The sequence below is a fragment of the Streptomyces sp. BJ20 genome, from assembly GCF_022869105.1.
GTDB lineage: Bacteria > Actinomycetota > Actinomycetes > Streptomycetales > Streptomycetaceae > Streptomyces > Streptomyces griseoincarnatus.
Genome location: NZ_CP094918.1, coordinates 2,418,267 through 2,436,392 on the forward strand (window position 1 = coordinate 2,418,267; position 18,126 = coordinate 2,436,392).

Consider the following 18,126-nt stretch of genomic DNA (forward strand, 5'->3'; position numbering starts at 1 on the left):
TTCCAGAGGGCGGCTCGGGGTGGCCGGAGGGCGGGCGTGTCAGTGGCGAGGGGAGTGGTTGGTTCCACGGTCTCCTCGAGCGTGGGCGTGGAGGTGAGAGCGGCGAAGCGTGGCGTCTGGCGGTTCCGCTTGCTCCGGGTCTCGTTGTGGTCGGCCGCGGCACAAGCGGCTCCCAGGTCATCGAGGGTCGGCTCGGTGCAGTACGCGGTTCGTTGGCTGCCAGCGCCAGGAGCCACCCGCTTCAAGTGGCGGCTCCTCGCCGGTGTGTCGGCGTCTGCGCCGGGGTTGTCAGTCCGTTGCCGACGACGCTGTCGGCACTGCGGTGGCATTGACGGGAGCGTTGCTCGGTGGAGACGCCGGCGGCTGGGGGGTGGCTGCGGTTCTGCGGACCCAGAGGGTGCCGATGATCGCGAGGCAGCCGATGACCGCCGCCGTCGTGAAGGCGGCTTGTGACGCCGAGACGGACTGGGCCAGGTTCAGTGCTCCCGCGTCCTTGGCGTGGGATCCGATGGTGTAGGCCGAGATCAGGACGGCGCCGCCTGCGCCGCCGGCCAGCTGCTGGGCGGTGTTGAACGCCGCGGTGCCGTGCGGGTAGAGCTCGGTGCGCAGGGAGGACAGTGCGGCCGTCGTCATCGGCGCCCACATGAGGGCTTGGGAGGCCGACAGGACGAGGTAGGCGGCCAGGAGCGCGGTGACACCGGTGTTCTCGTCCGCTCGGCTCAGGAACCACAGGGCACCCGTCCAGATGACCGATCCGGGGACGGCCAGGGGGCGCGGTCCGTAGCGGTCGTAGATGCGTCCGCCGAGGGCCGAGACGAGGGCGATCAGGGCTCCGCCGGGGACCAGGAAGAGGCCGATCTGGAGCGTCGTCAGGCCCGCGACGTTGGTGAGGACCAGCGGCAGGACCATCGTGGTGCCGAACCCGACCAGCGCGACGACGAGCATGACCAGCAGCGGCACGGTGAACGACGGGGTGCGGAAGATCCTCATGTCGAGGAAGGCGTTGTCGCTGCGCTGCAGCACGGTCTGGCGGCGGACGAAGACCGCCAGGGCGAGAAGCCCGATGATGATCGGGATCCAGGGGGCTATCGGTGCGTGGCCGGAGGCCGACTCGCCGATCGTGGACAGGCCGTAGACGAGGGCGCCGAACCCGATGGCGGACAGGACGAGGGACAGCACGTCCAGCCTGACCGGTTCCGGAGTGGTGATGTTGCGCAGCTTGGCGGCGCCCAGGGCCAGCCCGGCCAGGACGACGGGCAGGACGAGGATGAACAGCCACCGCCAGCTGAGCTGGGAGATCACCAGGCCGGACACCGCCGGGCCGACCGCGGGTGCCACCGCGGTCAGGCCGGTGACCAGCGCCATCGTCCGGCCTCGGCGGTGCGGGGGCACCAGGCGCATCGTCGTGGCCATCAGCAGGGGCATCAGGGCGGCCGTGCCCGCTGCCTGGATGATGCGGCCGGTGAACAGCACGCCGAACCCCGGGGCGGCGGCGGCGATCGCCGTGCCCAGGGTGAACAGGGACAGCGAGCCGAGGAAGATCGTACGGAGGGTGAACCTCCGTAGGAGGAAGCCGGTGGCCGGGATGAGGATCGCCAGGGTCAGCAGATAACCCGTCGTGAGCCACTGTCCCGTGGTGGGAGTGATGTCGAGATCGGTGATCAGGGTGGGGAGTGCGACTCCCAGCAGCATCTCGTTCAGCAGGACGGTGAACGCGGAGACCATCAGGATCCCGATGACGAGGACGTCTTGGGAGGCCAGTCTGTCGTCGTTGCGGGTCGGTGGCGGTGCGTCTGCGGCGGCCGGCGCCGGAGTCTTGTCGGGGGACATGTGATCTCTTCCGTGTTGCTGGGTGTGCGAAGGGCCGTACGCGTTCCATGCCGTCGGTGCGCGCCGGTGGGGTCCGGCTGCACAAGCCCAACCCGGTGGGGCCTCGGCCGGGGAGCTGTCGCGTGGGGTGTGCCGCCCCGGTGGCCGTCGGCACGGAACGCCTGTGTGCCGCGCCGGGCTGCCCTAGGAGCAGCGGATGCCTGCCGAGGTCGGCGGTAGCATGGGAACCGATAAGGAGATAGTCTCCGTTTCACGGAAGACGATACGGAGACGGTCTCCGCATTGTCAACGGGAGGTGCAACGACATGGGTGAGGCAGCCACCGGCGAGCGTCGGCAGCGGACGGACAAGCAGCGCAACCGCACGCACATCCTCGAGGTCGCTGAAGAGTTCTTCGCCGAGCAGGGCATCACCGGCTCCATGGACGCCATCGCCAAGCGGGCCGGTGTCGGTCCGGGCACCCTCTACCGGCACTTCCCCAACCGGGAGGCCCTGCTGGCTGCCCTGCTGCAGGCCCGCGACGAAGAACTGGAGGCCCGCCGGGACGCCATCCGGCGCGAGGTGACCGACTCCCGCGACGCGCTCGCCCAGTGGCTTCAGGCACTGGGTGAATGGGTGACCGCCTTCGACGGCCTGCCCGAACCCCTGCGGGCCGCACTGACCGAAGACGCGTCCCCGCTGGCGATCACCTGTCAGGGATTCATCACGACCACCGAGGACTTCCTCCGCCCTGCCCAGCGCGACGGCGGCGCCAAGCCCTGGGTGCGGGGACGTGACCTGTTCCTCAGCACGCTGGCCACCGCCTGGGCCCGTGGCGCCGCCATGGCCGACGAATCTTCTCCCGACGCGCTCGTTTCCCTCATGCGCACCGGGTGGGAGACGCCCACGACGGGAACAGCTCCCGGGAGCGGCGAAGACCCCGCGTAACCGCAGGCCGAAGCGTGGCGCCCTTGCGCGCGGGGTGCTCTCCCGAGAGCTCACCGCTGGACGCCCCACCCGTCGGGCGCGCGGCCTGCGGGCTGGGCTGCCACTGGGACACCGCGGACGCAGCGTCGGCGGCCTCTCGCGACCGAACTCGAGGCAAGGAGAAACATCGTGAAGATCGGCATTCTGGGCGTAGGGCATATCGGGAAGACGCTGACCCAGCGGCTGGCCGCGGCAGGGCATCAGGTGAAGGTGGCCAACTCGCGCGGCCCGCACACGATCGAGGCTGACGTCCTCTCCATGGGCGGGCGCGCGGTGACGGCGGCAGAAGCCGTCGAGGACGTCGACGTCGTGATCCTCTCGATTCCCCTGAACCGTCTTCCGCAGGTTGCGTCACTGATCGCCGACGTGCCGGCCGACACGGTCGTCATCGACACGTCGAACTACTACCCGGCGCGGGACAGCCGGATCGAGGCCATCGACGCCGGTCAGGTCGAGAGCCTGTGGGTCACCGAACAGCTGGGCCGGCCGATCGCCAAGGCGTGGAACGCGATCGGTTCCCACTCGTTCGCGACCAAGGGCAGGCCCGCGGGGAGCCCGGACCGCATCGCCATCCCCGTCGCCGCCGACCGCGATCGGGACCGCCAGATGGCCATGGCGCTGGTCGAGGACACCGGGTTCGACGCCTTCGACGCCGGAACGCTCGCGGACTCGTGGCGGCAGCAGCCGGGCGCGCCGTGCTACTGCACCGACCTCACTCGCGAGGAGATGCCGGGTGCGCTGGCGGCTGCGGAGGTCGAGCGCCTGCCCAAGCGGCGCGACCTGGCCGTCGCCGCGATCCAGGAAAGGGTCGGGGACGCCACGACCAACCCCGACGCGGAGTACGGCGTCCGCCTGAACCGGGCCCTGTTCATGTGAGCCCCTCCGGGGGTGCCCCGACTCGCACGTCGACCGTCGAGCAGCACGCCTCCCACTCCCCATACCTTGGCCCCGACGTCGGCGACGTCGGGGCCAAGGTATGGGGGCAGCGCAAGGTGTTACGGCGCTGCCCGGATACGCGCTGTCAGAAGGTGCGCGCGGCCACCTTCACCCGCTGGGCCGTCCGCAGCGCCTCCTGGAGCTTGCCAGCGGGCAGCGGCGCCGCAGGGGCCTGCATGATGCGCTCGGTCGGCACATCGGGATCTGCCAGGTAGATGTGGGTGTAGGCGCCGGCCTCGGGCTCGAAGCGCCAGCTCTCGTCCAGGGTGCCGGCGTCCACCGTGTCGAAGCCGAGCCGACCGATCAGCTCGGCCGCCCGGACCTTCGCGTCGGGGTCGTTGCCGGCGATGGGCAGGGCGCTACGGTCCGGAGCTCCGGCGGGCCGAGCCAGCTGGGGGATGTGGTGGGCCAGGATGTTGTTGAACGCCTTGACCAGCAGCGCGCCGGGCAGGAGCTGCTGCTCCAGCTCGGCCGTGGTCACTTCCTCGGAGTCGAGTTCGGCGATCCGGCCGTCGCGGTGCGGATAGTAGTTGCCGGTGTCCAGCACGGTCCTGCCCGTCAGGAGGCTGGCGGGCAGGTCGTGGTACGCGGTCAGGGGAATGCTGAGTACGGTCGCCTCTCCGGCGCGGGCGGCCTCTTCGAGGGTGCCGGCCGTGGCGCGCGGCCCCAGTTCCCCGACGAGATCTGTCAGGCTTTCGGGGCCGCGTGAGTTGGCGATCACCACGTCGATGTCCGCGGCCACCGCCAGTCGTGCGATCGCGGCCCCGATGTTGCCGCTTCCGATGATTCCCAGGGTCGGCATCGTTGCTCCTTGCTTCGTTGGTGTGCCCGGTACCGAGCGGTCCGGTCAGGTTCTCGGTGATGATCGTCCGCGGCGCTGTGTGCTGGACGCAGCAGGGCACGCAGCGCCGCCCCATGCCCAGGGCCCGTGATCGGCCCTGGATCCCATGCCTTCCTCGTCGTGTCGCACGGTCACTGGGTCAGTGGTGTATGGGTGCCGAAAGAGCGCCGGTGATACGTGAGCGGTTTCAGGGAACCCTGACCCGGCTCCGCGGCCGTTACGTGGGCGAGCAGGACGGTGTGGTCGCCGGCGTCGACGCAGTCGTCCACCTCGGCGACGATCCACGCCGCGGCATCGGGCAGCCGGGGCAGCTCGCCACTCGGCGACCAGTCGATTCCGTCGAACTTGTCGGGTCCGGAGCGGGCGAAGACGGAGGCCAGATCGGCCTGGTGCGCACCGAGGACGTTGACGCCGAAGCGGCCGCTGCGGCGGACGGCCGCCAGCAGACGCGAGCGTTGGTCCAGCGACACCAGCACCATGGGCGGCGTCAGGGACAGGGACGCGAAGGCGCTGACCGTGGTGCCGTGCGGGCGGCCGTCGTCCAGGGCGGTGACCACGGCGACCGGAGACGCCACGGCGGCCATGACGTCCCGGAACGCCTGCTGCGCCGTGGCGCCGGATCGCAGAGACGCGCTGGTGGACATCACCGGGCCGCCGTTTCCGAGACGCGCGTGTCGAGACCGTACTGCTGGCGGGCGTGGAGGTGGTCGCGCAGGGTGGGGCCTTCGTAGTCGAGGTGGAACAGGCCGCGTTCCTGCAGGAGGGGGACGACCTGGTCGACGAAGGCGTCGACGCCGTCGTGGTAGCCGTCGATGGCCAGGGAGAAGCCGTCGCAGGCCCCGGCCTCGAACCACTGCTGCATGTGGTCGGCTACGTCCTCGGCGGTGCCGGCCACGACCGGGTGGTAGTCGATGACGCCGTGGGCGAGTACGTCACGCAGGGTCCAGCCCTCCCGTGCCACCTGAAGGGCGCGGGCGGAGCGCGGGTCGTGCGGGCTGGGTACGGCGTCGGCCAGCTGTTCCGCGGTCAGCGGTTCGTCGATCTGCCCGTGGTCGAGCGGCAGGCCGATCATGGCGCCGAGGTAGCGGACGCGTTGGCGCAGGTCCACGGATTCGTCGAGGAACCGCCGCCGGTCGAGGGCGGCCCGGCGGGAGGCGGCGATGGCTGGCATGAAGCCGGCGAACATCTTCACCTCGTCCGGGTCGCGTCCGGCGCGCTCGGCGGCATCGCGCAGTGCCTGGCGCTGGGCCTGGCCGTCCTCGATGGTGTAGGGGTTGGCGTAGACACCGTCGGCGTAGCGGCCGGCCAGCTCCAGGCCGTGGCTGCCGCCGCCCGCCTGGAAGATGACCGGCTGGCCCTGCTCGGAGGGCGGGATGGGCAGTGGGCCGCGGGAGGCGACGTGGCGGCCCTGGAGATTCACCGGCTGGATCTTGTCCATGTCGGCGAACCGCTTGCCGTCCACGTCCAAGACCCACGCGCCCTTCTCCCAGCTTCCCCACAGCGCCTGCACGATCTGCACGACCTCGTGGGCCCGCTCGTACTTCTCCGCCCGCGGCGGGACAGTGCGGCCGAAGTTCGCCGCGGCGGCAGGGTCGGAGGTGGTGACCGCGTTCCAGCCGGCCCGGCCGTGGCTGATCACGTCCAGCGCCTTGAACTGGCGGGCGAGGTTGTAGGGCTCGTTGAAGGTGGTGGAGGCGGTGGAGACCAGCCCGATCCGCTCCGTCTCCCGCGCGATGGACGTCATGACCAGCAACGGATCGATCGCGAAATGCGGGACCTGTTGTTCGAGGTCCACATCCAGAACCGGAGTGTCCGCGAAGAACAGCAGCTGAATCTTGCCTCGCTCGGCTGCCTGCGCGTACCGCACGAACTGGTCCATGTCCGTATAGCTGCGCAGGTTCGCCCCAGGAAGACGCCACGCCCCGGGTTCGGCTCCGTAGCCGCTGGTGAACTGCATGCACAGGAGCATCTGACGGCTTGACACGACTGGCCCTCCAGATGAGACATAAAACGGAGAGCATCTCCGATTAGGCCCCGACAATACGGAGACTTCCTCCGTATTGTCAAAGCGGCCAGGCCGGGCAAAGAAGGGAGCAGCCGAGATGCAGGAGTCCTGGGTGTACAGGCCAACGACGTCCCTCTGAGCCCGAGTGGCGAGGGTGGCGGGCAGTTGTGTCCCTGGACTCGATCGCCGACGCTTGCGAGTCAGCCGGAGGGCCGCGGCGTGCGGTGCCGGAAGGGGGGCCGCCGAAAGTGTCCTGGTAGGTGGCAGCGGAGAACGTATGGGACCCCGGCGGGTGAGACCCGCCAACAGTCATAACCTTCATCGTTCGCATGGTCATCGTGCCGGCGATACTGTTCCTGCTCGGCGGCCGGGTCAGCTCGCAACCCACAGCGGTCGCCCCAGGAGGGGCAGGGTGGTTCACGTCAGGTGTGCCGCTCCCGTCAGCATGCCGGAAGCGGTCGACCGGAGGTGAGGGAGCGCTCGTCAACCCGGATGCCGACGCTGTCGGCTCGCCGCCAGCGGGGGAGCCGCGCTCCGAAGAGGAGCGCGGTCCGGACAGGTTTGGCTTCGATGCGAGGCTCCTGGCCCTCTCCATGCGCGGCAAGGACAAGATCGCCCTGGACGGCCGAGTGCGGAGCTCCGGGGAGCAGTGGGCGGACCACCGCCGTCCCACCAGTGGGGCTGGCACGCGCATGGACTCTTGCGGGACTGCGGAGGGCCGGTCCCGGCCGACGGTGAGCGGAACATAGATCGTGATCGCCGGTTGGCCAAACCGGCGATCACGGCAACCCTTGGAGTGGTTCGTCAAGCCCTGGCGACTTCTCTGTTCCAGAGAAGCTCCGACACTGAAGGAAAGCGGGCAGTTCTGTCTTATCCGATCAAGAAGCTCGTCCCTGATGCCAAGGGGAAGGTTCGGTACCGTTTTGTGGTCGACGCAGGCCCTGATCCGATCACCGGGAAGCGAAAGCAGGTGACGCGTACCTTCGGCACGCTGAGGGAGGCGAAGGCGGAGTACGCGAGCATCGTGCATCGTCGCTACGAGGCAGAGCGGGCACCGCTCAGTCAGGTCACGGTGGACGAGTGGCTCGATCAGTGGCTGTCCATGAAGGCAGAAGATCTAGAAGAAAGTACTGCCTACAGCTACACCATGACCTTGGCCCGCGTCCGCGGAAGGCTCGGGCGCATCCGGCTCCAGGACCTCACCGAGGACCATGTCGAGGCATGGATGCGATGGGCGCTCCAAGAGGGGCGCGTACGGAGAGGGAAGACGGGCACCGGCCTGGGGGCGACCTCGGTCGAGATGTCGCTGGCCCGGCTGAAGGAGGCGCTCGACCGGGCGGTGACACGGGGTCTGGTCGAGGTGAATGTCGCTCGTGAGGTGACCGTTCCCCGTAGGGCACGGAAGGCAGAGCGCAGGGCCAGGGAGGCTGTGCCGCCGTGGAGCGTCACGGAAGTACGCGCCTTTGTTCGTGCGATCGCAGGTGACCGCCTGCAGGCACCGTTTCTTCTGGCTCTGATGGGGCTTCGGCCGGCGGAGATCTGTGGCATGCGCTGGGCGGACGTCGACCTGGACGAAGCCACGGTGTCCATCACCAACACCCGGACGGTCATGGGGAACGACATCGTGGTGGAGAAGGACGCCAAGTCGCTTGCCGGTGAGCGGCAGCTTCCTCTGCCGGCTCCGGTTGCGGCTGCTTTGACCGCGTTCCGGGCTGATCAGGCAGCCGAAAAGACGGCGGCCGGGCAGGGGTACGAAGACAGCGGCTACGTCCTCGTGGACGCTCGGGGAAGAGCGCTCAACGGGCGGCAACTGCGTGAGCGAGCCTACAAGGTCATGGATCGCAGCGGGCTGCGGCGAGTTCGTCTGTACGACGCCCGTGCGAGCTGCCTGACGTACCTGGCGAACCACGGTGTCCCGGACCATCTCCTCGCCCGGTGGGCCGGTCACGCCGACATCCGGACCACGAAGCGCTGGTACGTGAAACCGGATGTGGACGACCTGCGGCCGGCGGCGGACACGTGGGGAGGTCTAGCGAGTGGCTCCGCCCCCGTTCACGAAGAGAATGTGAGATGTGGGAGCGTGAACGGGTGAGTGAGAAGAACGTCGACACCATGCAATACCGCTTTGACGGGCCGGAACAGGCCCCGGTCCTCGTCATGGGGCCGTCCCTCGGTGCTACATGGCACATGTGGGACCGGCAGATTCCCGAACTGACGAAGCAGTGGCGGGTGTTCCGCTTCGACCTCCCCGGGCACGGCGGCGCCCCCGCCCACCCCGCCGCCTCCGTCGGCGACCTCGCCACGCGGCTGCTCGCCACCCTCGAGAGCCTCGGTGTCCACCGCTTCGGGTACGCGGGCTGCGCGCTCGGCGGCGCCGTCGGCATCGAGCTGGCGCTGCGCCACCCCGAGCGCCTCGCGTCCCTCGCGCTGATCGCGGCCTCGCCCCGCTTCGGCACCGCCGACGAGTTCCGCCAGCGCGGCGTGATCGTGCGCACCAACGGCCTCGACCCCATCGCCCGCTCGGCGCCCGAACGCTGGTTCACCGGCGGGTTCGCCGCCGCCCAGCCCGCGATCACCGAGTGGGCCGTGCAGATGGTGCGCACCACCGACCCCGGCTGTTACATCGCGGCCTGCGAGGCCCTCGCCTCCTTCGACGTCCGGGCGGGTCTCGGCAGCGTCGGCGTGCCGACCCTCGTGCTCGTCGGCTCCGAGGACCAGGTCACCGGGCCCGCCGAGGCCCGCACCCTGGTCGCCGGCATCCCCGACGCCCGCCTCGCCGTCGTGCCCGGCGCCAGCCACCTCGTGCCGGTGGAGCAGCCCGCCGCCGTCACCGACCTGCTGGTCCGGCACTTCTCCACCGCCTGGCAGCCCCTTCCCGAGATCACCGCCGGCCACGTCGTGCTGCCCGCCGCCGCGCCCCGGCCGCCGCAGGCGCCGGGCGTCGCCCCGCCGCAGCCCGCGCCCGTCGCCGAGATCGCCCCGGCCGCCGTGCCCCCGCAGGTGCAGGGCTCCCCGGACCCGTACGACACCGGCATCAAGGTCCGCCGGGAGGTGCTGGGCGACGCGCACGTCGACGGGGTCCTGGAGCAGACCGACGCCTTCTCGGAGGACTTCCAGCAGCTTGTCACCCGGTACGCCTGGGGCGAGGTCTGGCACCGCCCCGGCCTCGACCGCCGCACCCGCAGCTGCGTCACCCTCACCGCCCTCGTCGCGGGCGGCCACCTCGACGAACTCGCCGTGCACACCCGGGCCGCCCTGCGCAACGGTCTCACCCCGGACGAGATCAAGGAGGTGCTGCTCCAGGCGGCCGTCTACTGCGGCGTCCCGGCCGCCAGCGGCGCCTTCCGCGTGGCGCGGCAGGTCATCCGCGAGGAGACCACCCCACCGGAGTGAGCCCCGCGCTGCGTGGACGGTCCCGCACTGCGAGGACGGTCCCGCGCCGCGTGGACGGCCCCGCACTGCGAGGACGGTCCCGCACCGCATGGACGGCCCCGCACCGCTCGGACGGCCCCGCACCGCTCGGACGGTCCCGCGGCCGCCGGGCGCGGACGCCCCCGCCCCCGCCCCGGCGTGCCGCCCCGCGCCCCGGATGCAGGATGGAGTCATGAAGCTCACCAAGATGTCGCACTCCTGCGTCCGGCTGGAGAAGGACGGACGCGTCCTCGTCGTCGACCCGGGCGGATTCAGCGAGGAGGACGCCGCCGTCGGCGCGGACGCCGTGCTGGTCACCCACGAGCACCCGGACCACTTCGACGAGGGCCGGCTGCGCACCGCCATGGAGGCCAACCCGGCCGCCGAGATCTGGACGCTGAAGGCGGTCGCGGACCGGGTCTCCGCCGCCTTCCCGGGCCGCGTGCACACCGTCGGCCACGGTGACGCCTTCACCGCCGCCGGCTTCGACGTCCAGGCGCACGGCGAGCTGCACGCGGTGATCCACCCGGACATCCCCCGCATCACCAACGTCGGCTACCTCGTCGAGGGCGGCAAGCTGTTCCACCCGGGCGACGCGCTCACCGTCCCCGACCAGCCGGTCGAGACGCTGATGCTGCCCGTCATGGCGCCGTGGAACAAGATCTCCGAGGTGATCGACTACGTTCGCGAGGTCCGCCCGCAGCGCGCCTACGACATCCACGACGCCCTGCTCACCGACCTCGCCCGCCCGATCTACGACCGCCAGATCGGCGCCCTCGGCGGCTCCGAGCACCTGCGGCTGGCCCCCAGGGACGCGGTACAGCTCTGAGCCGCGGGTGGCGGCCGTCGGCGCCCGTCCACGGGCCACGGCCGACGGCCGCGCGTTGTCACAGGCGGCGGGTAGGTTGTGGGGCATGCGCATCGCGACCTGGAACGTGAACTCGATCACCGCCCGCCTGCCGAGGCTCCTGGCCTGGCTGGAGAGCAGCGGCACGGACGTGCTGTGCCTCCAGGAGGCCAAGGTCGCCGAGGCCCAGTTCCCGGCGGAGCAGCTGCGCGAGCTGGGCTACGAGGCGGCGGTCCACGCCACCGGCCGGTGGAACGGCGTGGCGGTGCTCTCCCGCGTCGGCCTGGAGGACGTCGTCAAGGGCCTCCCGGGCGACCCGGGGTACGACGGCTCCGAGGAGCCCCGCGCCGTCTCCGCGACCTGCGGCCCGGTGCGCGTCTGGTCGGTCTACGTGCCGAACGGCCGCGAGGTGGAGCACCCGCACTACGCGTACAAGCTCCAGTGGCTGGAGGCCCTGAAGGCGGCCGTCGCGGGTGACGCGGTGGGCGACCGCCCGTTCGCCGTCCTCGGCGACTACAACATCGCGCCGACCGACGACGACGTGTTCGACCCGGCCGCCTTCGAGGGCTCCACGCACGTCACCCCGGCCGAGCGCGCCGCCCTCGCCTCCCTGCGCGAGACCGGCCTGACCGACGTCGTCCCGCGCCCTCTCAAGTACGACCACCCGTTCACGTACTGGGACTACCGTCAGCTCGGCTTCCCCAAGAACCGCGGCATGCGCATCGACCTGGTCTACGGCAACGAGCCGTTCGCCAAGGCCGTCACCGACTCCTACGTCGACCGTGAGGAGCGCAAGGGCAAGGGCGCCTCGGACCACGCCCCGGTCGTCGTCGACCTGGACGTGTGACGGGGGCCGGCCCGGCGTCGGCGGACCCCGCGCGCCTGTGGTGCGCGGGGCGGTTCGAATGACAGGCTGGCAGTATGAGGATCCCGTTCCTGGGCAAGCGGCGCCGGAAGGACGAACTCCCCGGCCCTGAGGGGCTCGCGGAACTCCTCGCCGAGTGCGCGCTGTTGCGCTCCCAGGCGGAGCGGGAAGGGGTCCGGCTGGACGACGGCCCGGCCTCGCTGGAGGCCCTCGACCAGCTGGTTCCGCGCTGGCGGGACGACGAGGACACCTCCGAATGGCTGGGGAACGACGCCGGGTTGTACCTGGGCACCGTGATCGTCCGCACCGTCGGGGGCGCCGCCTGGGGCCTCCGTCCCGACGGACAGCCGGTCGTACGGCTCGCCGGAGGACGGGAGTTCGACGTCGTCGACGCGGGACACCGGTGGGCGGCCGACGGGGCGCCCGAACTGTCGCAGTGGTACGCGGAAGTCGCGGAAGGCTGAGGTGCGCGCCCCCGCGCGCGCCCCATCACCCGCTGTAAATACGGCTTATGCCCGGAAAGTGCGTGTCGCTCCGTCCTGGCGATCTTGCCCGGATACGTTGCGGCGGTCACCATGACGTACGGAAACCCGTCCGCCCGGACCTCGACTACGATGTTTCCTCCGTCCCGGTGGAGGAGGAGACTTCGCGGCGTAAGCGGGGACGCCGCCGGGACGGGACCGCCCGCCCAGCCGGGGCGGCGGATCACACAGGCCGGTCCCGTCCGGCGGCAGCCGGAGATCACTGCTCCCGGCGGCAGCGGCCGAGCCACGGTCGCCCGCAGGTGAGGAGAAGGTCAGCTGCGCGCCGGACGGGTGGTGCCGCCCAGCCCCCTCCAGGGGCCGCTCCTGTTCCGGAGCGACGCCTCCGGATGCGCGGACGTGAGGCCCACGGGGCGCCGGACCGGACCCGCCCGACGTGCAGCCCACCCGCAGGGCGACCCGTGGGGGAGGGTCCTTCAGTCCGCCCGGTGCGACTTCTTCTGCGCCTTCGGCGCCGCCGGCTCAGAAGGTGCGGGCAGCGGGCTCTGTGCCGGCTTGGTGACGTCCGCGACCAGTTCCACCACGTCCGGGCCGTACGCCTGCGAGTTGACGACCTTCAGCAGCAGTACGAACGACCCCGACCCGTACTTGCGGGCCAGCCGCTCGTGGTGGCGGGCGAGGTAACGCGTCGCCGCCTGGTTGGTGATCGCCCGCTGCCCGCAGAACAGGAACACCGGCCGCGTCTCCCGCCGTTCGCCCGCCGTCAGCCGCGCCAGCAGCACGTACTCGGTGATGCCCGGCTCCATGCGGTACAGGTCGGCGCCTATGCGGAAGGCGCCGCGGTCCGGACCCGGCTCCGGGTCGATGTTGACCCGCACCCCGGGCAGCATGGCCGCCATGTGGGCGACCATCCGCCGGTTCGACCCCGGCCCGCCCACGCAGAACTCGGTCCGCTCGCCGAACCCCTGGTGCGCCGCGTCCTGAGTGACCACCTGGACGTGCGCCCCGCAGTCCTTGACCAGCGCGGACAGTTCGAGCAGCGCGAACACGTCGAAGCGGTGCACCGCCGGTTCGGCCGTCGCCGGGTCGCGGTTGACGACGAGCAACGACTCGGAGTTGTCGGGAAGTCCGAAGAAGGCCTGCTTGCGCCGGAGCTTGCGCTTCCAGAGGTACGTACGGGCGATCCAGCCCAGGCTGGCGCTGATGCCCGCGGCCACCAGGCCCAGCACGATGTTGCGCACGTCGTCATTCATGGGCGCGCATGGTAGCGGTCCCGAGCGCACCCGTGTTCGACGCCCCGGGCGGGCGGACGCCCCGACAGCGCACGGCGGCACGCGCGTACGGCCTCCCTGACGCGGGCATGGCGGCGAACTAAGCTGCCCGGACGGCCCTTTACTGGAGGTGCGGATGCGTCGCCCTGTCGCACGGAAATTCGCGGTCCTCGCGGTCACCACCGCCGTCGTCTCGGTGGGAGCGGCCGCGCCGCCGACCCCCCACGACGAACATGCCCCTCACTCCCGTCCGGTGTCCAAGGCGCCGGTGGCCGTCGGCCACGGCGGCGCCGTCTCCAGCGTCGACCCCGACGCGACCGCCGCCGGCATCGAGGTGCTGCGCAAGGGCGGCAACGCCGTCGACGCCGCCGTGGCCACGGCCGCCGCGCTCGGCGTCACCGAGCCCTACTCGGCCGGTATCGGCGGAGGCGGCTACTTCGTCCACTACGACGCCCGGTCCCGCTCCGTGCACACCCTCGACGGCCGCGAGACCGCCCCGCTCACCGCCGACTCCGGCCTCTTCCTGGAGAACGGCGCGCCGATCCCGTTCGCCGAGGCGGTCAGCAGCGGACTGTCCGTCGGCACGCCCGGCACCCCCGCCACCTGGCAGCGCGCGCTCGACAGATGGGGCAAGAGAAGCCTCGCTACGGTCCTCCGGCCCGCCGAACGCCTCGCCCGCGACGGCTTCACCGTCGACGAGACCTTCCGCGCGCAGACCGCCGCCAACGAGACCCGCTTCCGGCACTTCCCCGACACCGCCGAGCTGTTCCTGCCGGGCGGCGAACTCCCCGCCGTCGGCTCCACCTTCAAGAACCCCGACCTGGCCCGCACCTACCGCGAGTTGAGCCGCAAGGGCGTCGACGCCCTGTACCGGGGTGACATCGCCCGCGACATCGTGAGCACGGTCAACAAGCCGCCCGTGGATCCGGCGTCCGGCTGGAACGCACGCCCCGGCGACCTGACCCGGCGCGACCTCGCGACCTACCGCACGAAGCTCCAGGCGCCGTCGAAGACCTCCTACCGCGGTCTCGGCGTCTACTCCATGGCGCCCTCGTCCTCCGGCGGCACGACGGTCGGGGAGGCGCTCAACATCCTGGAGCGCACCGACCTGTCCAAGGCGAGCGACGTGCGCCACCTGCACCGCTTCATCGAGGCGAGCCGCATCGCGTTCGCCGACCGGGGCCGCTGGGTCGGCGACCCCGCCTTCGAGGACGTACCGACGAAGGAGCTGCTGTCGCAGCGGTTCGCGGACTCCCGCGCCTGCCTGATCAAGGACGACGCCGTCCTCACCAGCCCCGTCGCCCCCGGCGACCCCCGCCGTCCGGCGCCGTGCGCCGCGGGCGGTACGGCCGCGCCGACGACGTACGAGGGTGAGAGCACCACACATCTCACCACCGCCGACCGGTGGGGCAACGTCGTCTCCTACACGCTCACCATCGAGCAGACCGGCGGCAGTGGCATCACCGTGCCAGGACGCGGGTTCCTGCTCAACAACGAGCTGACGGACTTCTCCTTCGCCCCGGCCAACCCGGCCGTCCACGACCCGAACCTGCCCGGTCCCGGCAAGCGGCCCCGCTCGTCCATGGCACCGACGATCGTGCTCGACCGGCACGACCGCCCGGTGGTGGCGCTCGGCTCGCCCGGCGGCGCGACCATCATCACCACCGTGCTGCAGACCCTGACCAACTTCCTCGACCGCGGCCTGCCCCTCGTCGACGCGATCGCCGCACCCCGCGCCAGCCAGCGCAACGCCGCGCAGACCGAACTCGAACCCGGCCTGTACGACAGCGGGCTGAGGCAGCGGCTGGAGGCGATCGGACACTCCTTCCGGGAGAACCCGGAGGTCGGCGCGGCCACCGCCGTGCAGCGGCTCCCGGGCGGCGCCTGGCTCGCGGCGGCGGAGAAGGTCCGCCGGGGCGGCGGCTCGGCGATGGTCGTCCACCCCAGGCGATAGAGGCCCCTCACGGCCCTCACAGCCGTCGGCCCGCCCCCCTCACGTGAGGGGGGCGGGCCGACGGCTGTACGGACGTCACTGCTCCGGTGGCGACTCCGGCGCGGGCGTCTCCTGCGTGCGGAAGACCAGGCGGCCGTCCTGCGCGTCCACCGTCACCCGGCCGCCCTCCCTCACACGGCCGTCCAGCAGCAGCCTGGACAGCTGGTTGTCGACCTCCCGCTGGATGGTGCGTCGCAACGGCCGTGCGCCGTACTCCGGTTCGTAGCCCCGCTCGGCGAGCCAGTCCACGGCCGCATCGGTGAAGTCGGCGGTGATGTCCTGCCCCTTCAGACGGCGACGGGTGCTCTCCAGCAGCAGGTCGGTGATTTGCCGCAGCTCGTCGCGGGTGAGCTGGCGGAACACCACGATCTCGTCGATCCGGTTGAGGAACTCGGGCCGGAAGTGCTCCCGCAGCGGCCGCAGGATCTGCTCCCGCCGCGCCTCCTCGTCGGCCTCCGCGCCGCCCGTGGCGAAGCCCAGGGTCGCGCCGCGCCGGGTGATGGCCTCGGAACCGAGGTTGCTGGTCATCACGATCACGCTGTTGGTGAAGTCCACCGTGCGGCCCTGCGAGTCGGTCAGCCGGCCGTCGTCCAGCACCTGCAGCAGGATGTTGAAGACGTCCGGGTGCGCCTTCTCCACCTCGTCGAGCAGCAGCAGCGAGTACGGGTGCCGGCGCACCACCTCGGTGAGCTGGCCGGCCTCCTCGTGGCCCACGTAGCCGGGCGGGGCGCCCACCAGACGGCTCACCGTGTGCCGTTCCTGGTACTCGCTCATGTCGAGGCGCACCATCCGGTCCTCGCTGCCGAACAGCGCCTCGGCGAGCGCCCGAGCCAGCTCCGTCTTGCCGACGCCCGTCGGGCCGAGGAACAGGAAGCTGCCGATCGGCCGGTCCGGGCTGGAGAGACCCGCGCGGGAGCGGAGCACGGCGTCCGAGACGACCCGTACGGCCTCCTCCTGGCCCACCACCCGCTGATGCAGGTGCTGCTCCAGGCCCAGCAGGCGGTCCTTCTCCTCCTCGGTGAGCCGGCTGACCGGGATGCCCGTCTGCCGGGCCACCACCTCGGCGATCGCCTCGGCGTCCACCCACAGGCTCTGGCCCTCGTCGACCTCGTCCTCGCCGCCGGCCCGCGCGATGCGCTCCTTCAGCTCGGTGATGCGGTCGCGCAGCTGCATGGCCTGCTCGTACTGCTCGTCCGCGACCGCCTGGTCCTTGTCGCAGGTCAGCTGATCGACCTCACGCTCCATCGCGCGGACGTCGGTGCCCTTGGTGCGCGCCCGCAGCCGCACCCGGGCACCCGCCTGGTCGATCAGGTCGATGGCCTTGTCCGGCAGCCTGCGGTCGCTGAGGTAGCGGTCGGACAGCTCCACGGCCGCCACCAGCGCCTCGTCGGTGTAGCGGACCTGGTGGTGCGCCTCGTAGCGGTCACGCAGACCGCGCAGGATCTCGATCGCGTCCGCGGGCGTCGGCTCCGGCACCATGATGGGCTGGAAGCGGCGCGCCAGGGCCGCGTCCTTCTCGATCCGCCGGTACTCCTCCAGGGTCGTCGCGCCGACGATGTTCAGCTCGCCGCGCGCCAGGGCCGGCTTGAGGATGTTGCCGGCGTCCATCGAGCCGCCCTCGCCGCCGCCTCCCGCGCCCACGACGGTGTGCAGTTCGTCGATGAACACGATCAGCTGGTCGGAGTGGGCGCGGATCTCGTCGACGAGGTTGTTCATCCGCTCCTCGAAGTCGCCCCGGTAGCGGGTGCCGGCGACGATGCCGGTCAGGTCCAGGGCGACCACGCGGCGGCCGAGCAGGATGTCGGGCACGTCCCCCTCGGCGATCCGCTGCGCCAGCCCCTCCACCACGGCGGTCTTGCCGACGCCCGCGTCGCCGATCAGCACGGGGTTGTTCTTGCCGCGGCGGGACAGCACCTCGACGGTCTGCTCGATCTCCGTGTCCCGCCCGATCACCGGGTCGATGCGGCCCTCGCGGGCCAGCGCGGTCAGATCACGGCCGTACTTGTCCAGGGTCGGGGTGCCCGTCGACGGCCGGGGACGCTCCTGGCGCGGCTGCTGGGCCTCCGGCGCCTCGGGCGGGCCGGACGGGGCGAACCTCGCCGCGTTCAGGATGTGCCCCGCCGCCGAGTCCGGGTTCGCGGCGAGGGCGCTGAGCACGTGCTCCGGGCCGATGTAACCGGCGCCGCTCGCCCGGGCCATCTCGTGCGCGTCCAGCAGCGCCCGTTTCACGGCGGGCGTCAGGGACAGCGAGGTCGGCGGGGGCACCTCGCCGGGCGGGTGCTGCACGGGCCCCGACCGGTCGTCGATCTGTGACGCCAGCGAGTCCGGGTCCGCGCCCGCGCGGCTGAGCAGACTCCGGGTCGGCTCGGCGGACAGCGCGGCCCGCAGCAGATGCTGGGTGTCCAGGTCACGGCTGCCGTGCTCGGCCGCGTACTGGGCGGCGCCGCGCACGAGTTCACGCGCGGGCTGGCTCAGAAGCCTGCCGATGTCGATCTGGCGGGGGCGCTGCCCGCCGAAGAAGCGGGCGAGGAATTCTGCGAACGGGTCACCCTCCGGGCCGACGAAACCATTCGTCATCGTCATCCGTTCCTTCGCTGGGTCGACGTGCCGGGCCCGGGTAACCCGGTCGAGGCGCGCTCATGCCCACGATGACACGTTCGGTCTGAGCGGGCATGTCCAG

Annotated in this window: 14 protein-coding genes; 8 read left to right on the forward strand and 6 right to left on the reverse strand. The window is 71.4% G+C overall.

Features of this window, described 5'->3' with window-relative positions; all coding sequences use genetic code 11:
• Positions 1-288: 288 nt before the first annotated feature.
• A complete protein-coding gene (locus MTR79_RS11095; RefSeq protein WP_244789962.1) occupies positions 289-1,830 on the reverse strand; it encodes a DHA2 family efflux MFS transporter permease subunit in 1,542 nt (513 codons plus the stop codon).
• 305 nt (positions 1,831-2,135) lie between these two features.
• Between MTR79_RS11095 and MTR79_RS11100 the strand changes: the two genes are divergently transcribed.
• Together MTR79_RS11100 and MTR79_RS11105 are read left to right on the forward strand one after the other, a co-directional pair.
• On the forward strand, positions 2,136-2,756 hold the full coding sequence (locus MTR79_RS11100; RefSeq protein WP_244789964.1) for a TetR/AcrR family transcriptional regulator: 621 nt from the start codon (positions 2,136-2,138) through the stop codon (positions 2,754-2,756).
• Positions 2,757-2,921: 165 nt separating this feature from the next.
• A complete protein-coding gene (locus MTR79_RS11105) occupies positions 2,922-3,671 on the forward strand; it encodes an NAD(P)-binding domain-containing protein (protein ID WP_280518388.1) in 750 nt (249 codons plus the stop codon).
• 145 nt (positions 3,672-3,816) lie between these two features.
• Here MTR79_RS11105 and MTR79_RS11110 read toward each other — a convergent pair whose 3' ends face one another.
• From MTR79_RS11110 to MTR79_RS11120, 3 genes are all read right to left on the reverse strand, one after another.
• On the reverse strand, positions 3,817-4,533 hold the full coding sequence (locus MTR79_RS11110; RefSeq protein ID WP_244789966.1) for an NAD(P)-binding domain-containing protein: 717 nt from the start codon (positions 4,531-4,533) through the stop codon (positions 3,817-3,819).
• 170 nt (positions 4,534-4,703) lie between these two features.
• Positions 4,704-5,216 carry a flavin reductase family protein gene (locus MTR79_RS11115; protein WP_223780741.1) on the reverse strand — a complete coding sequence of 171 codons (513 nt, stop codon included), beginning with the start codon at positions 5,214-5,216 and terminating at the stop codon, positions 4,704-4,706.
• Entirely contained in the window at positions 5,216-6,529 is a 1,314-nt protein-coding gene (locus tag MTR79_RS11120) for an NtaA/DmoA family FMN-dependent monooxygenase (RefSeq protein WP_244789967.1), read from the reverse strand. The genes MTR79_RS11115 and MTR79_RS11120 overlap by 1 nt, the downstream gene beginning before the upstream one ends.
• 811 nt (positions 6,530-7,340) lie before the next feature.
• Between MTR79_RS11120 and MTR79_RS11125 the strand changes: the two genes are divergently transcribed.
• The 5 genes from MTR79_RS11125 (at position 7,341) to MTR79_RS11145 (ending at position 12,164) form a co-directional block, all read left to right on the forward strand.
• On the forward strand, positions 7,341-8,669 hold the full coding sequence (locus tag MTR79_RS11125; protein ID WP_244789968.1) for a tyrosine-type recombinase/integrase: 1,329 nt from the start codon (positions 7,341-7,343) through the stop codon (positions 8,667-8,669).
• Entirely contained in the window at positions 8,666-9,970 is a 1,305-nt protein-coding gene (locus MTR79_RS11130; RefSeq protein WP_244789969.1) for an alpha/beta fold hydrolase, read from the forward strand. Before MTR79_RS11125 ends, MTR79_RS11130 begins: the two co-directional genes overlap by 4 nt.
• 211 nt (positions 9,971-10,181) lie before the next feature.
• A complete protein-coding gene (locus MTR79_RS11135; RefSeq protein WP_048455337.1) occupies positions 10,182-10,817 on the forward strand; it encodes an MBL fold metallo-hydrolase in 636 nt (211 codons plus the stop codon).
• An 85-nt stretch (positions 10,818-10,902) separates the two neighbouring features.
• On the forward strand, positions 10,903-11,682 hold the full coding sequence (locus tag MTR79_RS11140; RefSeq protein WP_244789971.1) for an exodeoxyribonuclease III: 780 nt from the start codon (positions 10,903-10,905) through the stop codon (positions 11,680-11,682).
• Positions 11,683-11,756: 74 nt separating this feature from the next.
• Positions 11,757-12,164, forward strand: a complete 408-nt coding sequence (locus MTR79_RS11145; protein WP_244789972.1) for a DUF6278 family protein — start codon at positions 11,757-11,759, stop codon at positions 12,162-12,164.
• Between the two features lie 494 nt (positions 12,165-12,658).
• On the opposite strand, the gene MTR79_RS11150 is transcribed toward MTR79_RS11145, so the two are convergent.
• Positions 12,659-13,435, reverse strand: a complete 777-nt coding sequence (locus tag MTR79_RS11150; protein WP_199204559.1) for a hypothetical protein — start codon at positions 13,433-13,435, stop codon at positions 12,659-12,661.
• 154 nt (positions 13,436-13,589) lie between these two features.
• On the opposite strand from MTR79_RS11150, the gene ggt reads away from it, so the two are divergent.
• Positions 13,590-15,407 (forward strand): gamma-glutamyltransferase, encoded by a 1,818-nt coding sequence (gene ggt / locus MTR79_RS11155; RefSeq protein ID WP_244789973.1) that lies wholly within the window; start codon positions 13,590-13,592, stop codon positions 15,405-15,407.
• A gap of 75 nt (positions 15,408-15,482) precedes the next feature.
• Here the strand turns inward: ggt and MTR79_RS11160 are convergent, their stop codons facing one another.
• On the reverse strand, positions 15,483-18,023 hold the full coding sequence (locus MTR79_RS11160) for an ATP-dependent Clp protease ATP-binding subunit (protein WP_086701477.1): 2,541 nt from the start codon (positions 18,021-18,023) through the stop codon (positions 15,483-15,485).
• Positions 18,024-18,126 lie beyond the last annotated feature (103 nt).

What these genes read in the sequence shown, in the direction of transcription:
- MTR79_RS11095 (WP_244789962.1), bottom strand. Translation starts at nt 1,830, where the DNA reads ATGTCCCCCGACAAGACTCCGGCGCCGGCCGCCGCAGACGCACCGCCA.
- MTR79_RS11100 (WP_244789964.1), top strand. Translation starts at nt 2,136, where the DNA reads ATGGGTGAGGCAGCCACCGGCGAGCGTCGGCAGCGGACGGACAAGCAG.
- MTR79_RS11120 (WP_244789967.1), bottom strand. Translation starts at nt 6,529, where the DNA reads ATGCAGTTCACCAGCGGCTACGGAGCCGAACCCGGGGCGTGGCGTCTT.
- MTR79_RS11145 (WP_244789972.1), top strand. Translation starts at nt 11,757, where the DNA reads ATGAGGATCCCGTTCCTGGGCAAGCGGCGCCGGAAGGACGAACTCCCC.
- MTR79_RS11150 (WP_199204559.1), bottom strand. Translation starts at nt 13,435, where the DNA reads ATGAATGACGACGTGCGCAACATCGTGCTGGGCCTGGTGGCCGCGGGC.
- MTR79_RS11115 (WP_223780741.1), bottom strand. Translation starts at nt 5,216, where the DNA reads ATGTCCACCAGCGCGTCTCTGCGATCCGGCGCCACGGCGCAGCAGGCG.
- MTR79_RS11135 (WP_048455337.1), top strand. Translation starts at nt 10,182, where the DNA reads ATGAAGCTCACCAAGATGTCGCACTCCTGCGTCCGGCTGGAGAAGGAC.
- MTR79_RS11110 (WP_244789966.1), bottom strand. Translation starts at nt 4,533, where the DNA reads ATGCCGACCCTGGGAATCATCGGAAGCGGCAACATCGGGGCCGCGATC.
- ggt (WP_244789973.1), top strand. Translation starts at nt 13,590, where the DNA reads ATGCGTCGCCCTGTCGCACGGAAATTCGCGGTCCTCGCGGTCACCACC.
- MTR79_RS11140 (WP_244789971.1), top strand. Translation starts at nt 10,903, where the DNA reads ATGCGCATCGCGACCTGGAACGTGAACTCGATCACCGCCCGCCTGCCG.
- MTR79_RS11160 (WP_086701477.1), bottom strand. Translation starts at nt 18,023, where the DNA reads ATGACGAATGGTTTCGTCGGCCCGGAGGGTGACCCGTTCGCAGAATTC.